This is a genomic window from Vibrio sp. KMM 9700, from assembly GCF_058545285.1.
The window spans coordinates 209,147-235,603 of record NZ_CM178590.1 but is presented as its reverse complement, the minus strand read 5'-3'; the positions used below and the strand labels follow the sequence as shown (position 1 = coordinate 235,603).

The window sequence follows — 26,457 nt, the reverse complement described above, 5'->3', positions numbered from 1 at the left end:
CTCTTGTATAGAGATTGAATGAATGTGAATAGAAAGCTATCAAACTAAGATAGATAAGGACATCAAATGGCAAAAATATCACGTGAGGCCTATGCACAAATGTTTGGCCCAACCACAGGCGACAGAGTGCGTTTAGCCGATACTGATCTTTGGCTAGAAGTGGAAAAAGATTACACCGTTTATGGTGATGAAGTGAAATTTGGCGGCGGCAAAGTGATCCGCGACGGCATGGGACAAAGTCAGTTGCCATCAAGCGAAACGCCAGATTTAGTTTTAACCAATGCATTGATTTTAGATTATTGGGGCGTGGTCAAGGCTGATATCGGCGTTAAAGATGGTCGCATTTGCGCGATTGGTAAAGCGGGTAACCCTGATATTCAACCAGGCGTTGACATTATCATTGGCCCGGGCACAGAAATTATCGCCGCAGAAGGCTCGATTGTGACCGCAGGCGGAATTGACTCTCACATCCACTTTATTTGTCCGCAACAAATTGAAGAAGCGCTGAGCTCTGGGATCACCACTATGATTGGTGGCGGCACAGGTCCTGCAACTGGCACTAATGCAACCACTTGTACCCCTGGGCCTTGGAACATGCACCGCATGCTACAATCTTTGGATGAATTTCCAATGAACTTTGGCCTGCTTGGTAAGGGTAACGCAAGCTTAAAAGAAGCTTTAACTGAGCAAGTCGCCGCAGGCGCGATTGGTCTGAAACTGCATGAAGATTGGGGCAGTACGCCGGCTGCGATTGATGCTTGTTTAAGCGTTGCCGAAGAAACCGATACCCAAGTGGCGATTCATACCGATACGTTAAATGAGTCAGGTTTTGTTGAATCAACCCTTGGCGCCATTGGCGATCGCGTGATCCATACTTATCACACAGAAGGTGCGGGTGGCGGTCATGCGCCAGATATTATCAAAGCCTGTGGTCAGGCCAATATCTTGCCATCTTCGACCAACCCAACTCGCCCATACACAGTCAATACTGTCGATGAGCATTTAGACATGCTGATGGTGTGTCACCATTTATCACCATCGATTGCTGAAGATGTGGCTTTTGCCGAATCACGTATTCGCCGTGAAACCATTGCGGCAGAAGATATTTTCCATGACTTGGGCGCATTTTCAATGATCTCTTCTGACTCTCAAGCTATGGGGCGAATCGGGGAAGTGATTTTACGTACTTGGCAGACGGCGCACAAAATGAAAGTGCAACGTGGCAGCCTTGAAGAAGATCTCAAAGCCAACCAAGAAGCAGAAGATACGCGCGAAGCAAATGATAACTTCCGCTGCCGTCGTTATGTGGCCAAATATACGATTAACCCTGCGATCACGCATGGGATCAGCCATGAAGTGGGCTCGATTGAAGTGGGCAAACTGGCAGATTTAGTTTTATGGAAACCAGCATTTTTTGGTGTTAAGCCAAGCTGCATTATCAAAGGTGGCATGATTGCGATGGCGCCAATGGGCGATCCAAACGCATCCATCCCAACGCCGCAACCTGTGCATTATCGCCCAATGTTCGGCAGCTTTGGTCAAGCAAGCAAGAAAACCTCGATGCTGTTTATTTCAAAACTTGCTAAAGAGCAAAACTTACCTCAGCAAATAGGCCTACAAAGCTTGATTGGGGTGGCAAAAGATTGCCGTAATATCTCTAAATCAGATATGAAATTAAATGATTGGCAACCAGAAATTGAAGTTGATTCTCAGACGTATCAAGTGCGCGCCGATGGTGAGCTGTTAACTTGTGAGCCGGCTGAAGTATTGCCTATGGCGCAGCGTTATTTCTTATTTTAATTGTCGTCATATTTGAAGTTGTAGCAGCGTTAACAGAAATAAAAAGGACAAATAATGCAAGAATTTACCTCTGTGATCACCCAAGGCAGCCCAAATTTTAGCGAGGCTGCAAGCCAAGTGGTGACCACATTAAGTTTACCGATTAACAAGCGCATCAAAAGCCGCTTACGCGTCGTGCTTGATAATGGGCAAGATGCAGGGCTTTTCTTGCCGCGTGGACAAATCTTACGTGGTGGCAGCTTACTTAAAAGTGAAACCGGCGAGATCATCGAAGTGATCGCAGCGCCTGAGTCTGTCTCAAGTGTGTATTGCGATGATGCGCTGCTTTTAAACCGCGTGACCTATCACTTAGGTAACCGCCATGTACCACTGCAAATTGGCGCAGGCTTTGTGCGTTATCAGCACGATCATGTGCTCGATGACATGGTGCAAGGGCTTGGCGCGCAAGTGACCTCAGAGAAAGCGGCGTTTGAGCCAGAAGATGGGGCATACGGCGGCAGCTCGCATGGGCATAGTCATTCTCACGAACATGGCCATTCTCATGGAAGTGACGCTGATGATGGTCACAGCCATTCCCATACGCACTCGCACAACCACTAAATTTAAATTTGAAAAAGCAAAAAAAATCAAGGATTTGATATGAAAACAAGACAACTAAAATCGACTGCAAAACTTTCTCTATTTGGCGCAGCAGCAAGCTTTGCAGCGACGCCTGCTTTCGCCCACGTTGGCAATATGGCGCACAGTCATGATATGGCGTTTGCGCAAGGCGTGATGCACCCAATCACAGGCATGGATCACCTTTTAATGCTGCTTGGCTTTGGCATTTTCTTGAGCCTAGCCGCTGCGCAAAATAAAGACACTGATCGCAAGCAAGCAGTTAAATTCCAACTTTCTTGGGCAATGATGGCGCTAGCAAGCTTAGTTGCAGGACTTGGCTTTGGCGCAACCTTCGGCGCAATCAATGGTGTTGAATTAGCCATTAGCGCATCTATGTTTGTAGTGGCTGCTGGCATTTGGTTTAGCTTTTCAAATACGAAACTTTTCAGCAACTTAAAGCTTAGCACAGGTCTTGGCATGGCGAGTGTTGCGCTCGTCTTCTTCCACGGTTATGCACACGGCGTTGAAGCAACAGGCTCATTGGTTGAGTTTGGTTTAGGTATGCTGGTTGGCGCAAGTGTGTTGATGCTAGCAGGTCGCAGCCTAGGTCAATTGATCGCTAGCCGTTGGTTAGGTGGCGTGATCGCAGCTTCTGCATTTCTAACCCTTGCAGCTTAGGCCGATTATGCAAACAAACACATCTCAAACCAGCCCATTTCGACTTTTTCAGCTGATAAGTCCAAGTTTGCCAATTGGCGGCTTTACTTATTCGCAAGGATTGGAGTGGGCGGTGGAAGGCGGATGGGTGAAAAATCAAGCCGATTGCATTGCTTGGATGAAGCTGCAACAAAATTATAGTTTAGCAAGCCTTGAGCTGCCTATTCTCGCGCGCTTTTATCAAGCCATTACACTAGATGAAAGCCAAGAAACGCTGCAAATTGATTGGCAAGCCGTCGAAAAGTGGAGCGCTTTTTTATATGCCAGCCGCGAGACCAAAGAGCTTCGGCTTGAAGAAACCCAACGTGGACGCGCGATGTTTGTGCTCGGCAAGCAATTGTTACCCGAGGCCTTTGCAGTTTTTGAAGATAAATTGCATCTGCATAATCAACTGCTTGGCTTTGCGCTTGCTGCAAAAGTCTGGGGCATAGGTTTAACTGAGCTCAAACAAGGCTACTTATGGAGCTGGGCGGAAAATCTCGTCACGGCTGGGGTCAAGCTCATTCCGCTTGGACAAAGCGCAGGGCAACAAGTCTTGCTTGCGCTATCAAGCGTGATGCCAGAGGCGCTTTTAAAATCTGAGCAACTCACAGATGATGAAATCGGCAGCTTTACGCCCGCCATTGCGATGGCAAGTAGCGCTCATGAAACTCAATACACAAGGTTATTTCGCTCTTAAGCGATACACTCAACATCTGGTTGCCTTGCTGCATCTTGAATGATTTTGAGTATACAAAAGGACATTTTAACATGGAAAATCAAGCAACTTCTTCACAACCAAGCTATAAACAACCGCTACGCATTGGTATCGGTGGCCCTGTTGGTTCGGGCAAAACAGCGCTGTTAGAAGTTTTATGTAAGGCGATTCGTGACAAATTAAATATTGCGGTCGTGACCAATGATATTTATACCCAAGAAGATGCCAAGATCTTAACGCGCGCTGAGGCGCTGGCAGCCGATCGTATTATCGGTGTGGAAACAGGCGGTTGCCCGCATACGGCGATCCGCGAAGATGCGTCGATGAACCTTGCTGCGGTGGATGAACTAGCAAGACGTCACCAAAACCTAGATGTAGTATTTGTTGAAAGTGGTGGCGATAACTTAAGCGCTACCTTTAGCCCAGAGCTTGCTGATTTAACCATCTATGTGATTGATGTGGCAGAAGGTGAGAAAATTCCACGTAAAGGTGGCCCAGGTATTACTCGTTCGGATCTATTAGTGATCAACAAAATCGACCTTGCCCCTTATGTTGGTGCATCGCTTGAAGTGATGGAGTCTGATACCAAACGTATGCGTCATGATAAGCCGTATGTGTTTACCAACCTTAAAGAAGGCAAAGGGCTGGATACGATTATTGATTTTATCGTCACCGAAGGGATGTTGACACTGAATAATCATCATGCCAACTAATTATAATTAAGGCTAAATTAATCATGTGAATACTTATGGCTCGAAATGTTATATTGTGGGGCGATGTTTACAATGATTTAACTCTATTCTGGTAATTTTGTAGTATTTAATCGGTTAATTACCCTATAATAACAATGGTCATGTCATTTTTGGTGTGACCATTTTTTTGTATTCGACTGAATACTTGATGTTTTTCACAGCTTCTAGTTTACTTAGGGGCATAGTTAATATAATTAAAGGTATTAACACGTATGAGCAATAAAATAAAAGTTGCCGATAACGGATTAGATATCCTGTTAAAGTTATTTGATTTTTTAATGATTAACGCTTTGTTAATTTCGATTTTAGCGGTCATTGGGCATAAAGATACAGTGGTCGATGTTGCAGCAGGGCTTCTTTTTTCCTCTCTTTTCTTACTTGTTGCAGAATATACAAATATGTATCGCTTTCGCATCGGCTCTCACTCAAAAGAGGTGATCAAAGGCTTGTGGCTAAATATAGCGCTGAGCATTTTGGTCATGGAAGTGTTTAAAATTGCCATCGCAAATGAGTTAGAAGGCTCTGATATGGCCTCGTTAAATCCTGGCATCACTTGGCTTTGGTATATTAGCGTAGCCTTAGTGTTAAGCTCTGTGCGTTGGTTTTATTACCTATTCTTTTTAAAAGACAAGCCTCCTGTGCGGATTGCGATTTTAGGCTTAACGCAAACCGGTCTTTATATTCATCGCGCAGTCAAAAAGCAATATGGTGAACAAAAAGTAGAATTCGTGACCTATGATGATCGCGGCACAAGCCGTTTTGGTTATCACCTGAAAGCTGAATTTAAAGGCTCGATGGCAGATATGATCAACGATGCCAAAGCCGGACGAATTGATGAGGTATACATTGCCTTGCCTATGGTTGCACGTGAGCGTATTCAAAGTGCTTTACGTGAGCTTTCGGACACCACAGTCAATACCTTTGTTGTCCCCGATCTTTTCACATATAGCCGTCACTTCTCACAAGTGCACATGGTTGATACGATTCAAACCTTTAGTGTATTTAGCTCCCCCTTTGATGGCATTGGTGGGATAATCAAACGTATTATTGACTTGCTTGTTGGTGGCGCGATTACCTTAATGATCCTCCCTGTGCTGGCGTTTGTTGCCATTGGGGTGAAGCTTTCCTCGCCTGGCCCAATCTTATTTAAACAAGACAGATATGGCCTTGGCGGTAAAAAAATTAAAGTTTGGAAATTCCGTTCGATGAAGGTGATGGAAAATTCAGATGTGGTCACCCAAGCCACCAAAGGCGATCCACGTGTGACCAAGTTTGGCGCTTTTATTCGCCGCACCTCTTTGGATGAATTGCCTCAATTTTTTAATGTGCTCCAAGGCACGATGTCGATTGTTGGGCCGCGCCCACATGCAGTGTCACACAATGAAGAGTATCGCGTCTTGGTCGATAACTATATGATACGTCATAAGGTGAAGCCTGGGATCACAGGTCTTGCACAAATTAGCGGCTTTCGCGGTGAAACCGATACCTTGGATAAAATGGAAAAACGTATCCAATATGATATTAAATACATGGAGAACTGGACGCCTATGTATGATTTGAAAATAATCTTTTTAACGATTTTTAAAGGCTTTGTAGGCGAAACAGCGTATTAGTCCTATTTATGCCCTTTAAGTTATTTTTCCCTATTCAGCCCAAAAGCATGCCTGAGGTTCATTTAACTCGGGCATTTGGGCTTATCACTGCGTTTTGGTTTGCATTTTCCATTAGTTTCCCTTCACATGCTCAATTGACACCTAAATCGCATCTAGGTTGGCTTGGAATTGACTTTCAATCCAGTGTCGGCAGTGAGTTTGGTTATAATTCAAATGTCAATTATCAAACCTTAAGTGATGACGCAGTTGCAAGCTTTTATCAGCGCTATCTTACTAATTTTAAAATGGTGGGGGAGCGTTATGAGGACAAATATCAGTTTATCTATCAAGGGGATTTTCTACGTTATTCAGACAGTGATAAGGATAATAAAAATCGTCATTACTTTTTCTTTGATGCCAACTGGCGCAATGGTTTAATGCATGAATTCTATATCAAATTTGATGACACCATAGATAGAGCACTACGTGGCAAAGACAGTACCGAGGGCTTTACCTTTGATCAATATGCCGACTTAGGGATTAATCAAGGGATGAAAACTAACTTTAGTAACTTTGAAGGGCGTTATTATTATGGCGCCCCTGAAGCGCGAGGCTCATTGAGCGTGGCCTACTTACGTAAAGAGCTTTCATTTCATGATTTGGATGCGATTGCGGATGCAAGTCCCAATTTTTATAAATATACCTTAGAGCAGCAATGGTATGAAAATACATATATCCTTGAACTGTTTGACCAATATTCAACGGATTCACGCTTTCGTTATAGCTTCATCAATAACAATCGATTTTATGACAATAAGTTAAAAAATTGGCGTGAGTATTTTTATGAAATAGGTGTGATCAGCCAACATACAGGTAAAACCTCCTTTGAAGGCAACATCGCTTATTTGCACAAGGTGTTTTATAACAATCCCAACTCACATGATTTTGATGGTCTGAACTGGCAAGCTAAGCTCAACTGGCAACCCCGCAAACATTCGACATTCAGTTTGCGCACATTACGTCAATTAAAAGATCCTTCTGAAGTGGGCGGATATATTCTAGATACGCAATATGGTGTGGAATGGAAGCATTTTTGGTGGGTCGACCGCTTCTCCAGTAGCATTAGTTATACCTACCATACAAGCGATTATAAAAAGCAAGACAGGCCAAGGTTTGATGAGGGGAATACGGTTAAATTCGTTCTTGATTACGATTTTCGACCGTCAATTAATTTCCAACTTGGTTACCAGTTTGAAAACTGGGATTCAGATTTAGATACTGATTGCTATGCGATTGAAACCAATGCAAGGTGCAGCTATACGGCTGCGGATGCAGATAATCAACTGACCGCAGATGGCAGCGATTATTCCTTGATAGTGCACCGCATTGGTTATGATCAGCAATTTGTTTTTTTTACTATTAATGTTCAGATTTAATACGAGCCAGATGATATGAAATATACAAATCTCAGTGCGTTAGCTTTGGATGGACGCTGGATGCTACTTGGATTGAGCTTGTTGTTTGCAGGCTGTGCACAGGTCGACTCTTATTTCTCTGAGTCCGTTGCTGGGGGCGAGAATGTCCAAGTGTCATCATCGCCAGTGGTGGATGCGAGTAGCCAGCAAGAGCAGGCAGCGTCAAATATGGATGCCTCAAATCAAGCATTAGTGATGGAAACAAGTGGCGCTCAAAGTGCAGCGCAAGCGAGTGCGGAAGATATTGCAACCAATGATGTACAAAACTATATCTTAGGTGCGGGGGATCTGATCAATATTGATGTATATGATGAGCCCGATATGCAAGTACGCCAGAAAATTGAAAATAATGGCATGGTCAATTTTGCATACATAGGTAAGGTGCAACTGGTTGGTCGCAGTCCACGCCAAATCGAAGAAGAGATCGAAAATCGGTTACGTGGCGACTATTTAATCAACCCTGATGTGCGCGTGAGCGTTGAAGAGTTTCGCCATATTTTTGTCTCGGGCGAAGTGGAAGATCCAGCAAGTTATCCATATCAGCCGGGCATGACAGTGCGCAAAGCGCTTGCTGTGGCAGGAGGCTATACCGATCGCGCGGACCGTGATGGTATCAACCTGCGTGTGTCACGTACTGGTGAGCTGTTAAAAGATGTCTCGCTTGAGCAAATCGTTCAGCCAGGAGATGTAGTCACTGTTGAAATGAGTTTTTTCTAAGATGGTTTTAATGACAAAAAATAATTCAACATCGTCGCCTGAGTCGTCCTCTGGTGTTGATGCACAGGCGAAGCAACTAGGCTTAGTTGAAAAAGGCAAACGGGTGGAGTCGACCATTGATTTTACTCGCTTTATCAAAGAGTTTAAGCGCCACTGGTGGAAAGTGATATTAATCACAGCCATCGTGGCGGCGCTTTGCTACCCAATGATCAAAGGCTTAACCCCAAAATATGTCTCGACGGCGACCGTTCTTTTAAAAGCGCAATCTGATAATGCCACGGATATAGATAAAATTGATGGGTTTGACTCTACCCGTAATGAGTATTTTGAAACTCAGTTTACTTTGATGAATACGCGCATCATTTTAGAACGCGCTGTATTGGACTTAGGTTTAGATAAGAATCCAGACTTTAATGGCGAAGGGGAATCAGCCAAAGAGGTGGAAGGAAAAATCTCTGCCGAGCGCCAGCAAGCACGTTTAGATGCTGCGGTGAAAGAAGTAAATAAAAACTTAACCATCACAGGCGTGCGCTTAACACAGCTCGCATATGTCTCATATGAGTCCGCAGATAGAAATATGGCTGTAACCATTTCCAATGGGGTTGCACAAGCCTTTATCGATTATACGCGCGATCAAAAAACAGCCAAAACCCGTGAGGCTCAAGCGTGGAACCAACGACGCATGAATGAGCTTAAAGCGGATATTATTGCGAAAAAAGCTGGGATTCAAAAGCTGATTGATAATGAAGGTTTACTTACCTTTCGCGGCATTGATGGCTTTGAAACTGAGACATTAGGAATTGTGACAAACAAACTCGCCGATGCGAGAGATCGCCGCATTCAATATAAAACAGAATATGATGTGGTGAGTGAGTTGCTTGGCAAACCTTTATCTGAGGTGATCACTTCAACCGAGATCTCAAACCATGCGCAAATACAAGACTTGCGTATTGCGCTTATCACTGCGCGCAAAGAGCTGTATGACTTGAGCAAGCGTTATGGCCCTAAACATAAAAAAATCCTAGAGATCAAAGCGCAAATTCAGGCGATTAATGATCAAACTAACCTTGTGTTACGTGAATTACGCACGGGTTTGTACAAAAAATATCAGTCGGCGTTAGAAAAAGAAAATCAATATAAACAGCAACTTGAAGAGCAAAAAGAGGTTTGGCGAAAGCTTGTTTTAAAGCGTGATAAATATGATGATCTCAACACAGATTTAGAAGAAACGCAGAACTTATATAAACGCTTATACACCCGTAGCCAAGAGTTGGAATTAACCAGTAAATATCAAGAGCCGGATGCAGTTTTATACGATCCCGCGCATCCAGCCGAGAAGCCATCAAAGCCAAACAAAGGCTTATTTAATATTATGGTGGTGATGTTGACGGCTATCTTCTGTGTGGTGGCTTTAATTATCAAAGCGGCACTTAATAACCGGATCCAAACCTTAAGCCAAATCGAAAGCCGTTTAGGTTTAACCCCGCTTGGTGAGCTGATTAAATTTAATTGGCAAGCAGATGATATTGTTTATGGCGTGGAAGCTTTGATCCAAGAAGCGGATAAAGCTGAATTGGTACATGGGATCCGCTCAAATATTCTATTGCTTGAAAAGCAGCGAGGCACAGCCTTAGGTCAAAACTTCTCTTGGCAGATGATCCCTGTGCTGTCTTGTGGGACGCAAGAAGGGCGTTCAAGTGTCGCTTATCTAATCGCACAAAGTTTTGCGCGTGAAGAAAAAACTTTGTTGATTGATTTAGATATGCGTCATAGCGAAGGGGTTTCGAGCGCCTTGGAAGCCACACAAGGGGTATCACAGCTACTTGATGGCAGCATGGCGTTGGAAGATTTACTCCTTTCACGTACAGAGCGATTAGATGTTCTGCCATTAGGTCAGTTTGCGGACTCGCCTTTGGTCGTGTTTGCATCACAAGCATTTGAAGATTTACTAACGCTTCTGAGACAAAAATATCCACGTATCTTGCTAGATTTACCTGAAACCTCGCAATACAAAGATGCATTGCTTGCAAGTCAGCATGCAGATGCCGGTATCTTTGTGGTTAAAGCCGATTATTTAGGTGCGCCGGCAATCAAGAAGGCCATTGCAGCCTTTGATGAAAATTCAATTGAGTTAATCGGTGGTGTACTCAATCAAGTCAAAACCGAAGACATTGAAAGTGAAGAAGGTAAGACTTTAATTTCAGGTGAACAAACTGGTTTTTTAGGCCGCAAAAAGTCTGTCAAATCTAAGCAAGCCAAACCAAAAGAAAAGCAAAGAAAAAAGCGCTTTAGCTTTAAATCTAAACAAAAAGGGCAATAAGATGAGTCTTCTTAAAAATATTACGACCATAGCTGGCTCTTCGATTATCACCCAAGTGATTGGAGCGATTTCGATTTGGCTCGTCTCACATAAATATGGCATGGCTGATGTCGGTATTTATGCCTTAACCTTTAGTATTGTGATCATTGGGGCGCAAGTTTGTACCTTTGCGACCCAGCTATTAATACCTAAGCAATCTGAAGAGAAGCTCTTTGGTAACATTGCCTACTGTTTTGTACAAAGCGCTGTGATGGCGGTGATTTATGGCTATATTGCAGCATTAATTTTCGATAGAGACCCTATCGTTTTGATCTTGCTTACGTTTACGCATGCTTTAGTTTTAATCTCAGAAAATATTTTATTACGAGATGGGCAAATGAAACAGCTCGCATTGCAACGTTTGAGTGTCTCGATTCTCGTTTTTGGGCTTTTATTTGCGACCACAAGTATGGCGCTCTTCTATTGGCTTTGGTCACTGGCAATGCTAGTGCTTATTGGTCTTTGGTTAAACTACTCGCTAAGCTGGCGAAAGTTTTCACTCTCAGACTTTGCGCCGCGCCAAATTATAGGCTTTTTTAAACAAAATCTTGGTTATATCTCAGGGGTTGGTAGCGCTGAAGTTCTCGCAATGGCGAACATTAACTTGCCAACTATTTTGGTGAACTTTTGGTTCTCACCTGTGGTGGCCGGTTATTTTGCGGTTGTCCATCGTTTTTGCTTGTCGCCAATTACCGTTGTCGGCAATGCCGTGCGTAATTCTATTTTCTCCAAGTGGTCGATTGATTTTCGCAACAATCGCTTTAATTACCCTGAATTTCAAAAAGTCCGCTGGCTCCTATTTAGCCTTGGTGTGATTGCAACGGCTGGTGTCTTCATCTTCTATCCATTGGTCATTAAGTTACCATTTATGAGCCCTGAATGGGTGGATTCAATTCCAACCTCACGTTATATGCTGCCGTATTTATTCCCTGCATTAGCGATTTGCCCACTGACAGTGATTGAGTTGGTATTCGGCTCTCCACGTTACTTTTTGCAGATCCAACTTGAGCAGTTATTAGTGGTTTTAATTGCCTTTGTCGCCTTCCCATATTTCTATCCAGATTATGGCATGGCGGTACTTTTATACGCTTGTTTGTCATTTGTCCGTTACAGCTTTATTTATCTAAGAGTAACCAGACGCGCGCAAAGCATGAAATCAGGTGAGATAGAGCCAAACGCATGAATTTGTTGCAACTTAACACAGGTCTCTATCTACAGGTTTACGCACTAACCACTTTGGTTTTTTGTGGTTTAGTGCAGTATTTTACTGGGATAGGTGCGGTGCTTTGGTTGCCGTTTTTACTCGCTTGTGCCATGTCTTTGCTGCTAGTTATGCAAACTCGCTATGAAGGCTTAAATTTAGATAGCCAAGAAGTCATGACGCTTGCCTTATTTTTAGGCTTTTTTGGCATGGTCCTAGCCAGCACCTTGCTGCAAAGTGGCGTCTTAATCACGATTGTTGGAATGAAAAACGAGCTTGCGCTATCGCTAGTGCTTTTGTGTTTGCTGCTTGGTTTTTGCCGTGAGTCGCAGATTTATCGTTTGGTCAAACTCTTTGATTGGATTTTTTATGTCCAACTGCCGGTGATCATCTTTCAAGTGTTGGTGATGGTGCCAAGACGCGTTGCATTTAAAGGTGAATTTGAAAAATGGGATTCAGTCGTCGGCACCTTTGGTGGGGATCCACTCGGAGGCGGTAACACGGCTGCAATGGGTCTTTTTTGCTTACTGATCATGCTCTTGAAAGTTTCAGGGTTCAAGCATGGTGTGGTGAGCTTAAAGTCGATGATTATCCATGTTTCGATTGGCTTTGCCTTATGCGTGCTGGGGGAGATTAAGTTTGTGATTTTACTCTCGCCAATGCTCTTAGCTGTGGTTTGGCTTTCACCGAGTTATATCAAAGGCATGAAGGGGATGGATATCAAGGTGCTCTTGATGATAGCTGTTGGTAGTTTTGCTTTGATAAGCATTGCGATCATGGTGCTTGCAGCTGGCTACGCCTCAGCGTTTGGCACAGATCCAACCAAGAGCCCCTTGGATATCTTTTTGGACTCACTAAGCTATATCTTTGACCCTAATTATATTATGGAATCCGGAGAGCTTGGGCGGATGACGACAATATTTTTCTGGCTTAATAACAGTGATTTATATGGCATGACAGGGGTGCTATTTGGTTATGGATTGAATTCAACTAACCATGGTAGCTCGGTTGCACCAGGCTTTTTAAATATTGTCTTAAACGTGCTTTTGGACTCCACATCTTTGAGTATGTTGCTGTGGGAAGTGGGGATAGTCGGCACCATCTTTTTTATGACTTTAGTGATTTATATATTAAAAATATCTAAGCCAAAAGCATTGTTAAACCGAGAAGATTTAGATAGAGCAGATATAGAGTTGGTGAGCTATCAAGCTGCTTTTCGCGCTTTTGGTGTCGCCTGTTTATTAAGTTTGCCGTATAGCCAGATTTTGATGCTAACGCCTATGCTGCAATTTATTTTTTATTTGACCCTTGGCTGCGCCTTGGTGATCAGAAAGTCCGTGATGAATTACGCAGCAGCGCGTTAGTTCTAATTTAATTTAATTTTTGTGCGCGAGGTTCACGCCATGACAGATAACGATCTACACCCAGAAGCGCTTGCTTCTTGTGATAGCCAAGCAAGTACTCCTTTGGTCTCTGTGATCATTAAAACCTTAAACGAAGAAGATGGGATTGCAGCGACGATTGAAAGCATTCGCACCCATCTTTCTGAGGTGTCACATGAGGTCATTGTTGCTGATAGCCTGTCAACCGATAAAACTCAGCAGATAGCGCTTGAACTTGGCGCAAAAGTTGTCAGCTTAACCCAAGAAGCGGATCGCTGCTGCGGCGTCGGGCACCAACTCGGTTATGTGTATAGTCAAGGCGAGTATTTACTTTTACTTGATGGTGATATGCAGCTAGAACAAGGGTTTGTCGAAGCTGGCTTAAGTTTTTTAGAGGCGCATCAAGACTATGCTGGCGTGGCTGGGCGCGTTGAAATGGATGATGCGCACAATTACGAGTTTGAATCACGCAAGCAGCGAATCAATGAAATCTACCCGCTTGGCGATGTCTCGCATTTAAGCGGTGGTGGCTTATATCGTCGCAGCGCAATTGATAGCATAGGTTATTTAACCAACCAAAATCTGCATGCGTTTGAAGAAGCTGAGCTTGGCATTCGCTTGACTAAAGCGGGTTTTAAATTGCATCGCTTGGATGTGCCATATTTCTTTCATAGCTCCTACACCTTATCGACTTTCGAGCTATTAAAACGCCGCTGGAAGAGTAAGTACTTATGTGGACCAGGAGAGCTTTTGCGCAGTGCATGGGGAAGCGAGTACTTTATTGATAGCTTAAAAACGGTCAAAACCTTAGCTGCATTTAGCCTTTACCTTGTCGGTGTTGCAGCGGCATTTTTATTGTCACTGATGATCGGGCACTTTGGTCTGTTTTGGCTGAGTTTATTGCCCGGGATTGCATTTTGGGCATTCAAATCCTATCAGAATAAATCTTTAAAAAGTGGCAGCTTAAGTGTTTTGAACTTAACTGTTTTCTCATGTGGTTTATTGCGCGGTTTGTGTATGACACAAAAAGATCCAAAAACAGCGCCAAATGCACAAGAAGTAACTAAATAAATATAAAAATTAAGAAGTTGGGCAAGATGATGAAAATATTACTGGTAAATAAGTTTTTCTATAATAAAGGCGGCGCTGAAACCGTTTATTTCCAAGAAAGAGAGATGCTCCAATCACTCGGCTTTGAAGTGCTTGAGTTCTCGATGGCGCATGAAAAGAACTTTGAGTCAGCATACAGCGACTACTTTGTTGAAAATGTCGATTATTATCAAGACTCTGGTGTCATCGCAAAATTTAAGACAGCGAAAAACTTTATTCATAATGATGAGGCGTGTCAAAAGTTTAAGGCGCTACTGCAAAAAGAAAAGCCGGATTTGGTACATTTTCATAATATTTATCACCAACTCACGCCTTCTATTATTAAAATCGCGCAAGACTTTGGTTGTAAAACCGTTTTAACTGCGCATGATTACAAAATTGCTTGTCCAAATTACACCATGTATCGCAATGAACATGTGTGTGAAGACTGTTTGACGGGTTCAAATTGGAATGCATTTAAAAATAAATGCCAAGAAGGCTCAACTAGCAAAAGCTTACTGCTTTCCCTTGAAGCTTTTTATCAAGATTTTAAGAAAAACTACTATAAACTTGATGCAATTGTGGCGCCAAGTCAGTTTCTTGCGAATAAAATTCAGCAAAAACTACCGAAAAATCGCCTTGAAGTGATCGTCAATGGAATTGATGAAAACCTCGCGCAAGGCGAGATTATCGATGAGGGTTACTTCGTCTATGTTGGGCGTTTGAGCGATGAAAAAGGGGTGCCAAGTTTACTGGAAGCACATCAGCGAATGAAAAGTCCGCTGCCGCTTAAAATTGTCGGCACAGGCCCTTTGCAAGAAGAACTAGAAGCTAAGTACCAAAATGCTGAGTTTGTTGGCTTTCAGCAAGGGCAGGCTCTGATTGATTTAATCGCGAAGGCGCGCGCCGTGGTTGTGCCATCACAATGGTATGAGAACTGCTCAATGTCTGTGCTTGAAGCCATGGCTTATGGTAAGCCTGTCATTGGCGCAAAAATTGGTGGTATTCCTGAACAAGTACGCCATGAGCAAGAAGGCTTACTTTTTGAAGCCGGCAATTCACAATCCTTGGCAAATGCGATGGATAGGCTTTCGCTTGAGGCTAAATTGGCACAAACTCTCGGTCAAAATGCGCGTCAGCGTTTGCGTGATGTGTATTCATTGAGTGTTCATAAGCAAAGATTACTTGATGTTTATCAAAGCCTTGGGGTAACACCAAAAGGTGAAGCGAAAGCGAATGTGGATGTCCATCATGCGCCTAAAGTTACTCCCTTTAAGCTCAGTGTACTTGGTACTCGTGGGATCCCAAATGTTTTAGGCGGGGTCGAAACCCATTGCCAACACTTATATCCAGAAGTCAAAGCGCAATTTAATGATGAAATTGATATCTGCGTCATTGCGCGTAGTCCTTATGTCGATTATAAAAAATCTCAATATAAAGGTGTGAATACGCGCGCAGTTTGGACGCCCAAAAAACAATCTTTGGAAGCGATTATTCATTCGACCTTAGCAGCGCTTAGTACCTTGTTTGATGGTTCTAAAATCGTGCATGTGCATGCCATCGGTCCTGGTTTAGTCACGCCGCTGCTGCGTCTTTTAGGTAAAAAAGTCGTCTTTACTCACCATGGACCAGATTATGACCGTCAAAAATGGGGTGGTTTTGCGAAGAAAATCCTTATGTTAGGTGAAAAACTAGCGGTCAATTATGCGTCTGAAGTGATTGTTATCTCAGAAGTAATTAACGATATTATCAAACAAAAGCATGATAGATTTGATGCCCACTTGATTCACAATGGCGTGTTGCCTGCAGCGCCAATCGATGAAGTCGAGATTCAATCGCATCTGTCGCAATTTCATCTTCAAAAAGGTGAGTACATTGTTGCGGTTGGGCGCTTCGTGGAAGAAAAGGGTTTTCATGATTTGATTAAAGCTTATCAAGCTTCAGGCGTGAGTAAAAAACTTGTGTTGGTGGGTGATAGCGATCATCCAAGTGAATACAGTGAAAGTTTGAAAAAACAAGCCGCAGAAGTGGAAGGCGTGGTGCTGACTGGTTTCTTAAAAGCCCAAGCTCTGCAGAGCGTTTTCAGCCAAGCGGGGCTCTTTGTGATGCCGTCTTATCATGAAGGCTTGCCGATTGCATTGCTTGAGGCGATGTCATACGGTTTACCTGCTATGGTCAGTGATATTCCAGCCAACACCGAAGTCGGACTGGACGCTGAGGTTTATTTCCCAGTGGGGGATTGTGAGCAATTGGCGCAAAAACTAACGGCTTTTGAGCATGCGACACCAGTGGATTATCAAACTTATTTAGCTAAATATGATTGGTCATTAATTGCTAGGCAAACCATGCAAGTCTATCGTCAGTTAGTTAAATAACCGTATTTTGACGAAAATTGAGGGGCTTTTACTTGTGAAAGGTCCCTTTTTTTGTTTTATTGTGCAGTCTTAAATAAAATAATAAAAAGAAGCCTATTTTGACGAAACGTAACACAGAGACACCTCAGGAAATCGAACGTTTTTATCGTTCATTAGACGATGATTGCAAAGATAGCTTAACGCCAGAGCAAAAAAAGAGTATTAACCGAGCGCTATTGGCTTCGCACGGCTTAAGCACACATAAAATTGATTGGCGCCTGACGTTCCCATTTTTTAGTAAGCGTTATTACCTCTTGTTCTTATTTGGTCGAGATCGACGCCAGCGTCGCGATCAAGACTCTATTCCTGCGATTATCTTTTTTAGTATTTTAAGCTTACTTAGCGTCTCTGTACTGTTTAGCTTTGTAGTATTTTTCCTTTATATCGTCAAATCCGCACTTGGAATTGATATTTTCCATAACTTTTCATTTGGTGTATGGGATTGGTTTAAGGATTTGATCAGCTAAAAGGGCTTGTTTTTGATTAAAAATTAATCGCTTGAGCGCAGCATGCCATTTTGATCACGACAATGTCACTGTTTTCATACTAAAGTAGAGAAAACAATATCATACATATATGGAAATGCTTATGCCGATTACTTCACTTGAATTTGATGCGCTGTATAAAATCGCCGATCTTAGTGATCTCTCCTTTAAATCGACCAAGGATGTGGCGCCGATCGATATTATTATGGGGCAAGAGCGCGCGCAAAAAGCGGTTGAGTTTGCGATGTCAATCAGGGATAAAGGCTATAACATTTATGCCTCAGGTCAAAACGGCCTTGGCAAACGCACCATGATTTTGCGCTATTTAAATCAAAATCAACCCGAAGACATGGCACTTTATGATTGGTGTTACGTGTCAAATTTTGAAGATGTGCGCACCCCAAATGTGTTGAAGCTTGAAGCCGGCCTTGGCAAAGCATTTCGTCAAGATATTGAAAAGCTCCTCTCCAAACTCCTCAAAGCTTTGCCGCTTGCATTTGATAACGAAGTCTATTTTAGCCGTGCGGATAAACTTAAAGCGCAGATGGCGCAAAAGCAGCAAAGTGCTTTAGACACGGTTGGCAAAAAAGCGCGTGAGAAAAACATCAGCTTAACGATCACACCGCAAGGGGATTATCAATTTGTCGCCATGATTGATGAGGAAAACTTGCACACTGAAGATAGCTTTGATGCGTTGCCTATGAGTGAGCAAAAAGCGTTTGAAGATGCAATCGATGCTCTGGAAATTGACTTGCGTAAGATGGTGCGCCAACTGACCGAATGGGAAGAAACTTATACCGATAAGATCAAAAAGCTTAACGATGAAACCACGCTTGAAGTCTTGCGTCATGCGATAAAAGATCTGAAAAAACAATACAAACCATACCCTGAAATAAAAGCGCACTTGGATGCGATGCAAAAAGATATTGTCGAAAATGTCGATTTATTTTTGCAAGAATCAAGTGATGCCAATGAAATGTCACTCGCGTCGATGGAAGGGCGTCTGCCGCGTCGTTATATGATCAATGTATTGGTCAATAATGCGCAAAATACTTACCCAATTATTGTTGAAGATAACCCGAATTATCATAGTTTGTTTGGCTCAATTGAGACTGCAACCTTAAAAGGCACGGTTTTTACTGACTTTTCATTGATCCGCGCAGGCAGTTTGCACAAAGCCAATGGCGGCGTGCTCTTGATGGATGCAATCAAGGTGCTCGAACGTCCCTATGTTTGGGATGGCTTGAAACGTGCCTTGCGTGCGCGCCAACTAAGCCTTGCTTCGCTCGAAAAAGAAGTCACCTTAACCGGCGCTGTTTCGCTTGATCCCGAAGCCATTCCGCTAGATGTGAAAATCATCTTATTTGGTGATTATCGCACTTATCAATTGCTGCAACATTATGATGCCGAGTTTTCTGAGCTATTTCGCGTCACCGCTGATTTTGAAGATGAGCAAAGCCGCACCAAAGAATCAGAGGAGAGTTATATTCGTTTGATGTCGAGCATGATCCATGACAATAACTTGCTGCATTGCGATAAAAAAGCGATTGCGCGGATCATCGAGCAAAGTGCGCGCATTGCTGGGGATCAAAACAAGTTGTCTTTGCACTCGGCAAATATTGCCAACCTGCTGCGTGAAGCTAACTATGCCGCCAAGCGTGCTAACTCAAATATGATCCGTTTAAGTCATGTTGAGCAAGCCTTGAGTGATCAACGTTTGCGCGTCAACCGCTTGCAAGATCATGTGCTCGAAAGCTTTAAACGCGGCACCACCTTGATTGCCACCAAAGGTGAGTCTGTGGGGCAAGTAAATGCGCTGTCTGTGCTCGCCACCAGTGATTATAGCTTTGGCGCGCCGAATCGGATCACCGCGACCACAGCTTATGGCGACGGGGATATATTAGATATTGAACGTAGCGTGGATTTAAGTGGCAGCATTCACTCAAAAGGCGTGATGATTTTATCGGCTTATTTAGCTTCCGTTTTTGGCAAAAGTGCACGTATCCCGCTGACCACTAACATCACCTTCGAGCAAAACTATGGCGGTGTGGACGGCGACAGTGCCTCGATGGCAGAAGTTTGCGCGATTGTGTCAGCTTTCTCTGGCATTGGCTTGCGTCAAGATCTAGCGATCACCGGCTCGATGAACCAATTTGGTCAGGCTCAGCCGATTGGCGGCGTGAATGAAAAAATCGAAGGCTTTTTTGATGTCTGTAAAATCATGGGCCGTCAATCCACCCAAGGGGTGATCATCCCACGCTCGAATGTGCAGAATTTGATGCTGCGCTCGGATATTGTGGATGCGGTGAAACAAGGCAACTTCCATATTTATGCGATTGATCATGTGCGTGAGGCGATTGAGCTCTTTACGGGTAAAAGTGTTGGTGAGGCCGATCTGGCGCAAAACTACCCAGTTGAAAGTGTGTTTGGCATCGCCCAAGCAAGGCTGAACGCTGTGGCGAGATAGTGAAAGACTAATCGCTTGTGAAAACGAGTAAATAGACACAAAAATGGCAGTGAAGCGGGTTTCACTGCCATTTTTATTTATCTTACTTAACCTATTTATCTTACTTAACCTATTTATCTTTCTTAAATCTTAATAAGTCTATGTCGATAAGCTTACAGATCCTCAAAATTACGATTCATCGAGGCTAAACATTCAAGCAATAAAGCTTTTTGCTCAGCCGATAAATCCTTAGTGATTTGTTGCATCATCTCAAGGTGCAAATCATTATGCTCTTGGTATAAAGATTCACCTGTCTTGGTGAGTGTCACCACAATTGAGCGGCGATCCGTTTCATGGGGCTGGCGCGCGATAATATTAGCGGCGACGAGTTTATCCACCTGAACGGTTAAGGTGCCGGTTGTGATCCCAAGTTTATCTGATAAAGCTTTCATCCGCATCGGGCCGTGAGCACCTAATACTTCGATGGTATGAATTTGGGCTAAGCTAAATGCTTTTCCTTTGACAACCTTGTGTTCCCAAGCAGAAAATTTATCATAAAATTCAATTATTTCATGATTAAGATTGGTTGTTTTCTGAGTCATGTTACACCTGCAAATCTGTGGACATCGAATTTAGGATTGAACCTCTATCGTCAAGTGCTCGATTTTATCAAACTTGGTTAGCAATTGTCGGTAATATTCAGCCGGTTTATTTTGCGCAGATTGAATCGTCAGCATCGCGGCGTAGTGATCGCTACTGATTTTCCATACATGTAAATCATGGATCTGGTTGTTTTCATCATCATTTTTAATGCTGGTGACCATGTCGGTTAAATAATCTTCATCAAGACTGGCATCAAGTAAGATTGGGCTTGTCTGCTTGATTAAGCCAATCGACCATTTTGTAATGATCACAGCGCCAACAATTCCCATCATGGTATCAAGCCAGTTCCATCCCCAAAACTTGGCGGCAAATAAAGCGACGATCGCGAGTACTGACGTGAGGGCATCGGCGAGCACATGCATATAAGCTGCTTTTAAATTATGATCTTGATGTTGCTGAGCTTTTTCTTCGTGATAGTGTGTATGATTTTCTTCATGTTCATGTTCATGTTCATGTTCATGCTTATGGTGAAGGTGATGGTCGTGATGGTGCGCATGGCCATGATCATGCCCGTGATGATGGTGATGATCATCTTTAAGTAAATACGCACTCACAAGGTTCACTGCAAGGCCCAGACAAGCAACAAAAATAGCTTCATTAAAATGGATTTCATGTGGCGTCCAAAAGCGTTGCAAAGACTCGACCAACATGATAAGTGCGACTAAGGTTAACGCGATGGCGCTACTAAAACCGCCCAGCGCGCCGACTTTGCCGGTACCAAAAGAAAATTTCGTGCTGTTGGCATGTTTACGCGCGTAGCGATAGGTGAATAAAGTGATCATAAAAGCGGCGGCGTGGGTACTCATGTGCCAACCATCGGCAAGCAGAGCCATTGAGCCATATACGCTGCCAGCAACAATCTCAATCACCATCATGACTATGGTAAACGCGAGAACATATAGGGTTCGCTTTTCACCTTGGTGGTTGGTGTGATTGAGTTGGTGTTGCTGCGGGCAAATTTTTAGATTGGGATCAGTCATTTTAAATACCTTGATTATCAAGTTAATTGATAAAAGAATAACTTGATAATCAAACTAAGTAAATAAGATGAATCAATAACAACGTAGTGATACTTTTGTTTAAGAAGGCATTGTGGCTTTTGCTCATGCAAGACTTTTGCAATAAAAAAGCGAATGAAAGCTTACTTTCTTCCCTTCAGCACCAAATAAATCCCACCTAGAATCCCAACGAGCGCTATATAAAAATGCGGATCAGGAGATTCTGCGGCAAAGATAAAGCCACCGATTGCTGCGAGCACAGGCACCAATAACTGCAACACGCCAGCGCTCGTCGCGGTGAGATTACGCAAGGCTAAATACCAGATCGCATAGCCAAGGCCGGAGGTGATAGCGCCCGCAGCAATGCTTAAACTTAGGCTATAAAAGGTTAAGCTGTGCAGGTCAATAAAGGCGAGTAAAACCAAAGCAAAAGGCAAGGTGCGGACAAAGTTTGCTGCGGTGTGGGCAAGAGGATCAGCGCAGTTCGCGCCCAAAACCGTATAACCTGCCCATGCAAGGCCAGAAACACTCATAAGCACTAAGCCTATCCAAGACGGGGTGCTTAATGTTGGCAACATTAAATACACAAAGCCTGCAAAAGCGATGAGCACGCCGAGAGTTTCTTGTTTTGACAGTGGGTTGCCTTTGGCAAGGCGATAGCCAATTAAGCCAAGTTGCACTGCGGCAAATAATATCAGTGCGCCCGTGCCTGTGTCTAAGCTTAAATAAGCAATCGAAAAGGTCAGGGCATAAACCCCAAGATAACCACTTGCCAGCCACGACCCTTGCTTGTGCCAAGCTTTTTTTAGAGGAGCGTCTGGCGCACTTGCGCTTGCTTGCAGCGATGAAGTTGGCGTAGAAGAAGCGCTTAACGCCATGCGCAGCCAGACTAAGACGGCCAGCATCACAGCGCCACTTGCTAAGCGAATTGCGGTAAAGTCCGTCGCGCTCAGCGCAGTATCGGTTAAGGCTAAGCGTCCCAGCACTGAGTTGGCTGCAAAAGCAATCAAGGCAAGCGCCGTGAAGAAAATAGCGGAGTGTCGCTTCATGTTTTATATGTCCTTATGGTTTTCTTGTATACCCTATATTGAGCCGCCACGACGCCGCTTTTATCAAAGTATTTGGTTATAGCCTTTGTGTTTGGAGGCTTTCATTGGTTTTAAAAGCACTCTCAAAAGCATGCAAACGTTTGTAGATAGAAAGTAGTTCAACAATGGTTGTCCATGAATTCACGAGATATTGGAAAGAGTCGGAAACCTGACCAAAAGCATTCATGATCCTTTGCATAATACCTAAAGTAAACGCGCCGGCAACAATTGATGGGCCAAGTGCGATAAAAGGAATAAAAGTACTGAACTGTAAATAGCCATAGCGCACGACGTTAAAGTAGACATAATGCAGGTAAAGCTTGAAGTAATTGCGCCTAACATTTGCATAAAGATCTTGTAAGGTCAATGGCTGCGCTCTATCTTGATGATCCTCTCCATAGACCAACTCTTTGCGGTATGCTGCTTCAACTTTTTGATTATTAAACTCTAGACCGGGCAATTTTACCCCTGCGACGCCAAGCAATACAGTGCCAAAAATAGACCATAAAATGGCAACAAAAACCAACGCTTGTGGCACTTCACCAAACCAAGGCAAGTGGGTCACATAACCTGAAAGTCCCCATAAAATCGGCAAAAAAGCCATCAAGGTCATGATAGATTGTAAAAACTTCACGCCTAAATTTTCCACAATGCTTGCAAAACGCATGGTGTCTTCTTGGATCCTCTGTGATGCGCCTTCGATGTGTCTGACACTTTCCCATTTTGCGGTGTAATAATTTGTCATCGCGGTGCGCCAGCGAAACACATAATGACTGACAAAAAACGCATTTAAAACGGCGACTAGAATCGCGACCATGAGTAAAATCATCACGGTGGAAAGTTCGCCATAAAACTTATCTATCGAAATGCTGTTGGGTTTGCCGAGCGCATCTTGGATCAGGTTATAAAAATCTCCATACCACTCGTTAAGCATGACGCTGACTTCCACTTGAAACCAAGTAATAAAGACGATCACAGCCGAGCCAAGCACAGACCATTTTGCCCATTTTTGACCGCCAACTCTCATCCAGATGGCAACGAAAATTGCGTAGCAAATTGCCATGTAGGTATACAACCAAGCATTAACAGTGAAACCAAATTGTGGCGCAAGCGCGCTCACATCTGCATACCAAACCAACACACAAGACAAAGACCAAAGCACAAAGCTTAAAAAGAAAAGCTTAGGTTTAGGGAAAAATGTATGGAACATGAAACCGCCTTTTAACAATTAAGCACATTAAGTGACGTGAGAAACTTTAGGATTAAATTTTTAAATGTAACAAAATGTAAGACAGTTAAAATCTGAAAAGTTTAATTTTAAATCTAAATAGACAGGATGCTTTCACAAAGAATTGAAAAGAAAGAAGCGGTCGACATAGTGTGACCGCTTCAAGGGGGAAGAGTAACGTCAGTGCGACTTAGCCGCAGCAGCCACAGTTACGTTTATATTTGCTCATCTTGCCGATGCCCGGGTTAAATGTATTGGTCGGATCAAGCGCGTGATAAAATTCTTGCAATGTATTTTCGGCTTCATATAAGTGACCCACATTATGCTCGGCAGGGTATTTAGCGCCGCGTTGATTTAAATGTTCAAGCATGAGTTTTTTCATCTTGCTGACATCTGTGCCTTTTTTAAAGATGTAATCTTGATGGAATACATAGCAAAAAAAGTGACCGTAATACAAAGGCTTGATTAGATTTTGAGTAATTTCAGACGGCAAGTTTTCTACCCAGTTTAGATCATTTCGGCGCAAGGCAATATCCAGCGCTAAAATTTCTTCGGTTTTGTTTTGATGGATAGTTTGATAGCGGATTGCTGCGCCGGCTGCCGCAAAGCGATGCAAGAGGGCTTTTTTGGCTTCACTTGGACTGCAGGCAAAATAATCACTGCCCGTGTGCTTGGCTTTCCATTTCTCTAAATAGGTTTTAGCTTCTTCTATGCCATCATCGCTCATTTTTAAAATCAAATGATGTTCATAGTTTTGCGCATAATCGAGCAAAGATTTAGGTAAGTGATTGGGGAAGCATTTCGCAAGATAATAAAGACTTGAATCAATCAAGTGCGGCGAAGTAAATGGCAGCTGCTTGAGCTTATTTTCAATCTTAGCTTTGAGTGAAAAAAATTGTGGCAAGTTATCCGTGCCAAGCTTATCTATGGTTAAAAAGGTATCTTTTCCGTACTGAGTGGTCAGATCAAAAATATCCTTATGCATATATTCACCCAGCTCAGGCAAGTTCTCAAACTGAGTTAAAATATCGCGTCTAAGCGCAGTCAGGGCTTGGGGATCATTGGTGCCAAGGTAGAAAACTTGCTCTTTTTCTGGAATCGGGTAAGTATCGACACGCACGGCAAAGACGCCGAGTTTTCCGGCGCAGCCGCTTGCCTCATACAAACGTCTTGGGTCAGCATTAAAGCGCGCTGGGATATCCGAATTAACATCCCGCACTCGCGCGCTATATTCTCTATCCGAGGCCATTTTATCTTCAGTTAAAATCTGCGCTGGGCTGAACTTACCTTGCTCCACTTGGTTTAGAATCGCCTCAGGCGTGTCACCTAAGTTTTGGATCCCCAAATGATTGACAAGCTCAACATGGCCCTCTTTCGTGATCTGCGCAAACAAAGCTTGCTCAGTGTAGGCGGGGCCGCGTTTCACCAAAGCGCCACCAGAGTTATTGGCAATGCCGCCAACCACAGTTGCGCCAAGCGTTGATGAGCCGATCACAGAGTGCGGCGCTCGTCCAACTGCTTTGAGCGTTTTTTCGAGTTGATGCAAACTTGCACCGGGCAGGCAAATGGCTTGCTTGCCATCATTAATTAAATGGATTTGCTTGATTTTAGTGATATTTACAATGACGACAGGGCGATCATAATCATTTCCGCTTGGCGCAGATCCTTCGGTCAGCCCTGTTTTGGCCGCTTGCATGATGATAATGCAAGAGTGCGCCGCGCAGGTGTTAATGACTTGCCACTGCTCAACTAAAGTTTTAGGAAAGACAACTGCGAGCGCACTGCCCGAGCCTGAACGAAAACCACTGCGAAAATAACTTGTTTGGCTGTCTTGAGTCAGAATAGAGGATGCGCCAACAATGGCTTGTAGCGCTTGGATAATGGGTGCTGAATACTCGGATGAATGGGATGAGGATGTTTGTGCTGGGTGTGTCTTTGGCATATCCTTTGCCACCTTGGATACAATGGTGTTAGTTAGTTAAACTACATTGACACAAATTTTGCGCTTGGTGAATAGCAGTGATCACGGCAACGCGATCAATATCTTCTTTTTCAGAGTCTAAAATGAGCTGCCAAATCAACATCGCATGACGGTATTCTGCATTTAGAAAGTGATCAGAGGCTTTTAGCATCAAAGCTGCGGTATTTTCAGGGTCAAGCTGTAACGCTTCTTTGAGCATTTTTTCTGCTGTAAGGCTCAGGCGTTGGCCTTCGGCATAATATAACGCTGTGGCGCGCGCAGCTAAAATGTTCGGCTCTGGGACTGCGGCTAAGCGTTGTGCGTAAGAAAAAGCAACATCCGCATTTTCAAATTGATTGGCATACATATAGGCATTGCCGAGCGCATACCATTTTTCACCGTTTTCAGTATCATCGATAACAGCTTGTTGCATATCTGTGATGTATTCAGACAATGAATTTTTTGCCTTTGGATCTTCATGCGCAAAAGGGTTGCGGCTAGAAAAATCTGAGCTCGTTGCTTTGCTACTTGGTGGCGCAGTGAGCACTTGGGTTGAATAATCAGTCGTCCCTAAAATACGATACATAGTCAGGGTCACAAGTGCGCAAAAAAGCCCACCAATCAAAAGATGGCGAGCCGAAATAGGGTTTGCTTGATAAAAGTAACTTCCAACTAAAATCAGCGCTATCAAGATAAAAATGCTAGCAAAAAACATATAAATTCCATGAACGTAACAAAGCATCTCTACTTTAATCGATCCATTGGTCTGATTTATTGTTATTCGTCAATTTTAT

The 26,457-nt window shown here is 43.4% G+C and carries 21 protein-coding genes and 1 pseudogene; 16 read left to right on the top strand and 6 right to left on the bottom strand.

The window, feature by feature from the left end; genetic code table 11:
- Nucleotides 1-66: 66 nt before the first annotated feature.
- The 16 genes and pseudogenes from ureC (at nucleotide 67) to AC2VOY_RS12265 (ending at nucleotide 19,747) form a co-directional block, all read left to right on the top strand.
- Complete coding sequence (gene ureC, locus AC2VOY_RS12340; protein ID WP_491833893.1) at nucleotides 67-1,800, top strand: urease subunit alpha; 1,734 nt, start codon at nucleotides 67-69, stop codon at nucleotides 1,798-1,800.
- A 54-nt stretch (nucleotides 1,801-1,854) separates the two neighbouring features.
- Entirely contained in the window at nucleotides 1,855-2,400 is a 546-nt protein-coding gene (gene ureE, locus AC2VOY_RS12335) for an urease accessory protein UreE (RefSeq protein WP_491833891.1), read from the top strand.
- Nucleotides 2,401-2,439: 39 nt separating this feature from the next.
- Nucleotides 2,440-3,078: a HupE/UreJ family protein gene (locus AC2VOY_RS12330; protein ID WP_491833889.1), complete on the top strand. Its 639-nt coding sequence runs from the start codon at nucleotides 2,440-2,442 to the stop codon at nucleotides 3,076-3,078.
- A gap of 7 nt (nucleotides 3,079-3,085) precedes the next feature.
- Entirely contained in the window at nucleotides 3,086-3,796 is a 711-nt protein-coding gene (locus AC2VOY_RS12325; RefSeq protein WP_491833887.1) for an urease accessory protein UreF, read from the top strand.
- A gap of 71 nt (nucleotides 3,797-3,867) precedes the next feature.
- On the top strand, nucleotides 3,868-4,527 hold the full coding sequence (ureG, locus tag AC2VOY_RS12320; protein ID WP_491833885.1) for an urease accessory protein UreG: 660 nt from the start codon (nucleotides 3,868-3,870) through the stop codon (nucleotides 4,525-4,527).
- A gap of 251 nt (nucleotides 4,528-4,778) precedes the next feature.
- Nucleotides 4,779-6,179, top strand: a complete 1,401-nt coding sequence (locus tag AC2VOY_RS12315) for an undecaprenyl-phosphate glucose phosphotransferase (RefSeq protein ID WP_491833883.1) — start codon at nucleotides 4,779-4,781, stop codon at nucleotides 6,177-6,179.
- Between the two features lie 47 nt (nucleotides 6,180-6,226).
- On the top strand, nucleotides 6,227-7,594 hold the full coding sequence (locus tag AC2VOY_RS12310) for an outer membrane beta-barrel protein (protein ID WP_491833881.1): 1,368 nt from the start codon (nucleotides 6,227-6,229) through the stop codon (nucleotides 7,592-7,594).
- Nucleotides 7,595-7,609: 15 nt separating this feature from the next.
- The gene (locus AC2VOY_RS12305) at nucleotides 7,610-8,350 is read left to right on the top strand and encodes a polysaccharide biosynthesis/export family protein (protein ID WP_491833879.1); all 741 of its coding nucleotides are present in this window, start codon (nucleotides 7,610-7,612) and stop codon (nucleotides 8,348-8,350) included.
- A gap of 10 nt (nucleotides 8,351-8,360) precedes the next feature.
- A complete protein-coding gene (locus AC2VOY_RS12300; protein ID WP_491833877.1) occupies nucleotides 8,361-10,670 on the top strand; it encodes a GumC family protein in 2,310 nt (769 codons plus the stop codon).
- 1 nt (nucleotide 10,671) lies between these two features.
- Nucleotides 10,672-11,892 carry a lipopolysaccharide biosynthesis protein gene (locus AC2VOY_RS12295; protein WP_491833875.1) on the top strand — a complete coding sequence of 407 codons (1,221 nt, stop codon included), beginning with the start codon at nucleotides 10,672-10,674 and terminating at the stop codon, nucleotides 11,890-11,892.
- A 5-nt stretch (nucleotides 11,893-11,897) separates the two neighbouring features.
- Nucleotides 11,898-13,274: a capsular biosynthesis protein gene (locus AC2VOY_RS12290; protein ID WP_491834131.1), complete on the top strand. Its 1,377-nt coding sequence runs from the start codon at nucleotides 11,898-11,900 to the stop codon at nucleotides 13,272-13,274.
- Nucleotides 13,275-13,313: 39 nt separating this feature from the next.
- Nucleotides 13,314-14,363, top strand: coding sequence for a glycosyltransferase family 2 protein (locus tag AC2VOY_RS12285; RefSeq protein WP_491833873.1), 1,050 nt, complete (start codon nucleotides 13,314-13,316; stop codon nucleotides 14,361-14,363).
- 29 nt (nucleotides 14,364-14,392) lie between these two features.
- A pseudogene (locus tag AC2VOY_RS12280) lies at nucleotides 14,393-15,586 on the top strand (glycosyltransferase family 4 protein); the annotation flags it as partial.
- A gap of 33 nt (nucleotides 15,587-15,619) precedes the next feature.
- Nucleotides 15,620-16,756: a glycosyltransferase family 4 protein gene (locus AC2VOY_RS12275; protein WP_491834130.1), complete on the top strand. Its 1,137-nt coding sequence runs from the start codon at nucleotides 15,620-15,622 to the stop codon at nucleotides 16,754-16,756.
- 98 nt (nucleotides 16,757-16,854) lie between these two features.
- Nucleotides 16,855-17,262 (top strand): hypothetical protein, encoded by a 408-nt coding sequence (locus AC2VOY_RS12270; protein WP_491833872.1) that lies wholly within the window; start codon nucleotides 16,855-16,857, stop codon nucleotides 17,260-17,262.
- A gap of 121 nt (nucleotides 17,263-17,383) precedes the next feature.
- Nucleotides 17,384-19,747, top strand: a complete 2,364-nt coding sequence (locus tag AC2VOY_RS12265; protein WP_491833870.1) for a Lon protease family protein — start codon at nucleotides 17,384-17,386, stop codon at nucleotides 19,745-19,747.
- A gap of 152 nt (nucleotides 19,748-19,899) precedes the next feature.
- Here AC2VOY_RS12265 and AC2VOY_RS12260 read toward each other — a convergent pair whose 3' ends face one another.
- The 6 genes from AC2VOY_RS12260 to AC2VOY_RS12235 form a co-directional block, all read right to left on the bottom strand.
- Nucleotides 19,900-20,328: a MarR family winged helix-turn-helix transcriptional regulator gene (locus tag AC2VOY_RS12260; protein ID WP_491833868.1), complete on the bottom strand. Its 429-nt coding sequence runs from the start codon at nucleotides 20,326-20,328 to the stop codon at nucleotides 19,900-19,902.
- A gap of 30 nt (nucleotides 20,329-20,358) precedes the next feature.
- Nucleotides 20,359-21,369 carry a CDF family Co(II)/Ni(II) efflux transporter DmeF gene (gene dmeF / locus AC2VOY_RS12255; protein WP_491833867.1) on the bottom strand — a complete coding sequence of 337 codons (1,011 nt, stop codon included), beginning with the start codon at nucleotides 21,367-21,369 and terminating at the stop codon, nucleotides 20,359-20,361.
- Nucleotides 21,370-21,530: 161 nt separating this feature from the next.
- Entirely contained in the window at nucleotides 21,531-22,436 is a 906-nt protein-coding gene (locus tag AC2VOY_RS12250) for a DMT family transporter (protein WP_491833865.1), read from the bottom strand.
- A gap of 76 nt (nucleotides 22,437-22,512) precedes the next feature.
- Complete coding sequence (gene sbmA / locus AC2VOY_RS12245; protein WP_491833863.1) at nucleotides 22,513-23,685, bottom strand: peptide antibiotic transporter SbmA; 1,173 nt, start codon at nucleotides 23,683-23,685, stop codon at nucleotides 22,513-22,515.
- Between the two features lie 208 nt (nucleotides 23,686-23,893).
- On the bottom strand, nucleotides 23,894-25,645 hold the full coding sequence (gene dld, locus AC2VOY_RS12240) for a D-lactate dehydrogenase (RefSeq protein ID WP_491833861.1): 1,752 nt from the start codon (nucleotides 25,643-25,645) through the stop codon (nucleotides 23,894-23,896).
- A 28-nt stretch (nucleotides 25,646-25,673) separates the two neighbouring features.
- On the bottom strand, nucleotides 25,674-26,378 hold the full coding sequence (locus AC2VOY_RS12235; protein ID WP_491833860.1) for a TPR domain-containing protein: 705 nt from the start codon (nucleotides 26,376-26,378) through the stop codon (nucleotides 25,674-25,676).
- Nucleotides 26,379-26,457: the final 79 nt, after the last annotated feature.

What these genes read in the sequence shown, in the direction of transcription:
- sbmA (WP_491833863.1), bottom strand. Translation starts at nt 23,685, where the DNA reads ATGTTCCATACATTTTTCCCTAAACCTAAGCTTTTCTTTTTAAGCTTT.
- AC2VOY_RS12260 (WP_491833868.1), bottom strand. Translation starts at nt 20,328, where the DNA reads ATGACTCAGAAAACAACCAATCTTAATCATGAAATAATTGAATTTTAT.
- AC2VOY_RS12300 (WP_491833877.1), top strand. Translation starts at nt 8,361, where the DNA reads ATGACAAAAAATAATTCAACATCGTCGCCTGAGTCGTCCTCTGGTGTT.
- AC2VOY_RS12295 (WP_491833875.1), top strand. Translation starts at nt 10,672, where the DNA reads ATGAGTCTTCTTAAAAATATTACGACCATAGCTGGCTCTTCGATTATC.
- AC2VOY_RS12265 (WP_491833870.1), top strand. Translation starts at nt 17,384, where the DNA reads ATGCCGATTACTTCACTTGAATTTGATGCGCTGTATAAAATCGCCGAT.
- AC2VOY_RS12330 (WP_491833889.1), top strand. Translation starts at nt 2,440, where the DNA reads ATGAAAACAAGACAACTAAAATCGACTGCAAAACTTTCTCTATTTGGC.
- AC2VOY_RS12305 (WP_491833879.1), top strand. Translation starts at nt 7,610, where the DNA reads ATGAAATATACAAATCTCAGTGCGTTAGCTTTGGATGGACGCTGGATG.
- AC2VOY_RS12235 (WP_491833860.1), bottom strand. Translation starts at nt 26,378, where the DNA reads ATGTTTTTTGCTAGCATTTTTATCTTGATAGCGCTGATTTTAGTTGGA.
- ureC (WP_491833893.1), top strand. Translation starts at nt 67, where the DNA reads ATGGCAAAAATATCACGTGAGGCCTATGCACAAATGTTTGGCCCAACC.
- ureG (WP_491833885.1), top strand. Translation starts at nt 3,868, where the DNA reads ATGGAAAATCAAGCAACTTCTTCACAACCAAGCTATAAACAACCGCTA.
- AC2VOY_RS12250 (WP_491833865.1), bottom strand. Translation starts at nt 22,436, where the DNA reads ATGAAGCGACACTCCGCTATTTTCTTCACGGCGCTTGCCTTGATTGCT.
- AC2VOY_RS12315 (WP_491833883.1), top strand. Translation starts at nt 4,779, where the DNA reads ATGAGCAATAAAATAAAAGTTGCCGATAACGGATTAGATATCCTGTTA.
- dld (WP_491833861.1), bottom strand. Translation starts at nt 25,645, where the DNA reads ATGCCAAAGACACACCCAGCACAAACATCCTCATCCCATTCATCCGAG.
- dmeF (WP_491833867.1), bottom strand. Translation starts at nt 21,369, where the DNA reads ATGACTGATCCCAATCTAAAAATTTGCCCGCAGCAACACCAACTCAAT.
- AC2VOY_RS12325 (WP_491833887.1), top strand. Translation starts at nt 3,086, where the DNA reads ATGCAAACAAACACATCTCAAACCAGCCCATTTCGACTTTTTCAGCTG.
- ureE (WP_491833891.1), top strand. Translation starts at nt 1,855, where the DNA reads ATGCAAGAATTTACCTCTGTGATCACCCAAGGCAGCCCAAATTTTAGC.
- AC2VOY_RS12310 (WP_491833881.1), top strand. Translation starts at nt 6,227, where the DNA reads ATGCCTGAGGTTCATTTAACTCGGGCATTTGGGCTTATCACTGCGTTT.
- AC2VOY_RS12285 (WP_491833873.1), top strand. Translation starts at nt 13,314, where the DNA reads ATGACAGATAACGATCTACACCCAGAAGCGCTTGCTTCTTGTGATAGC.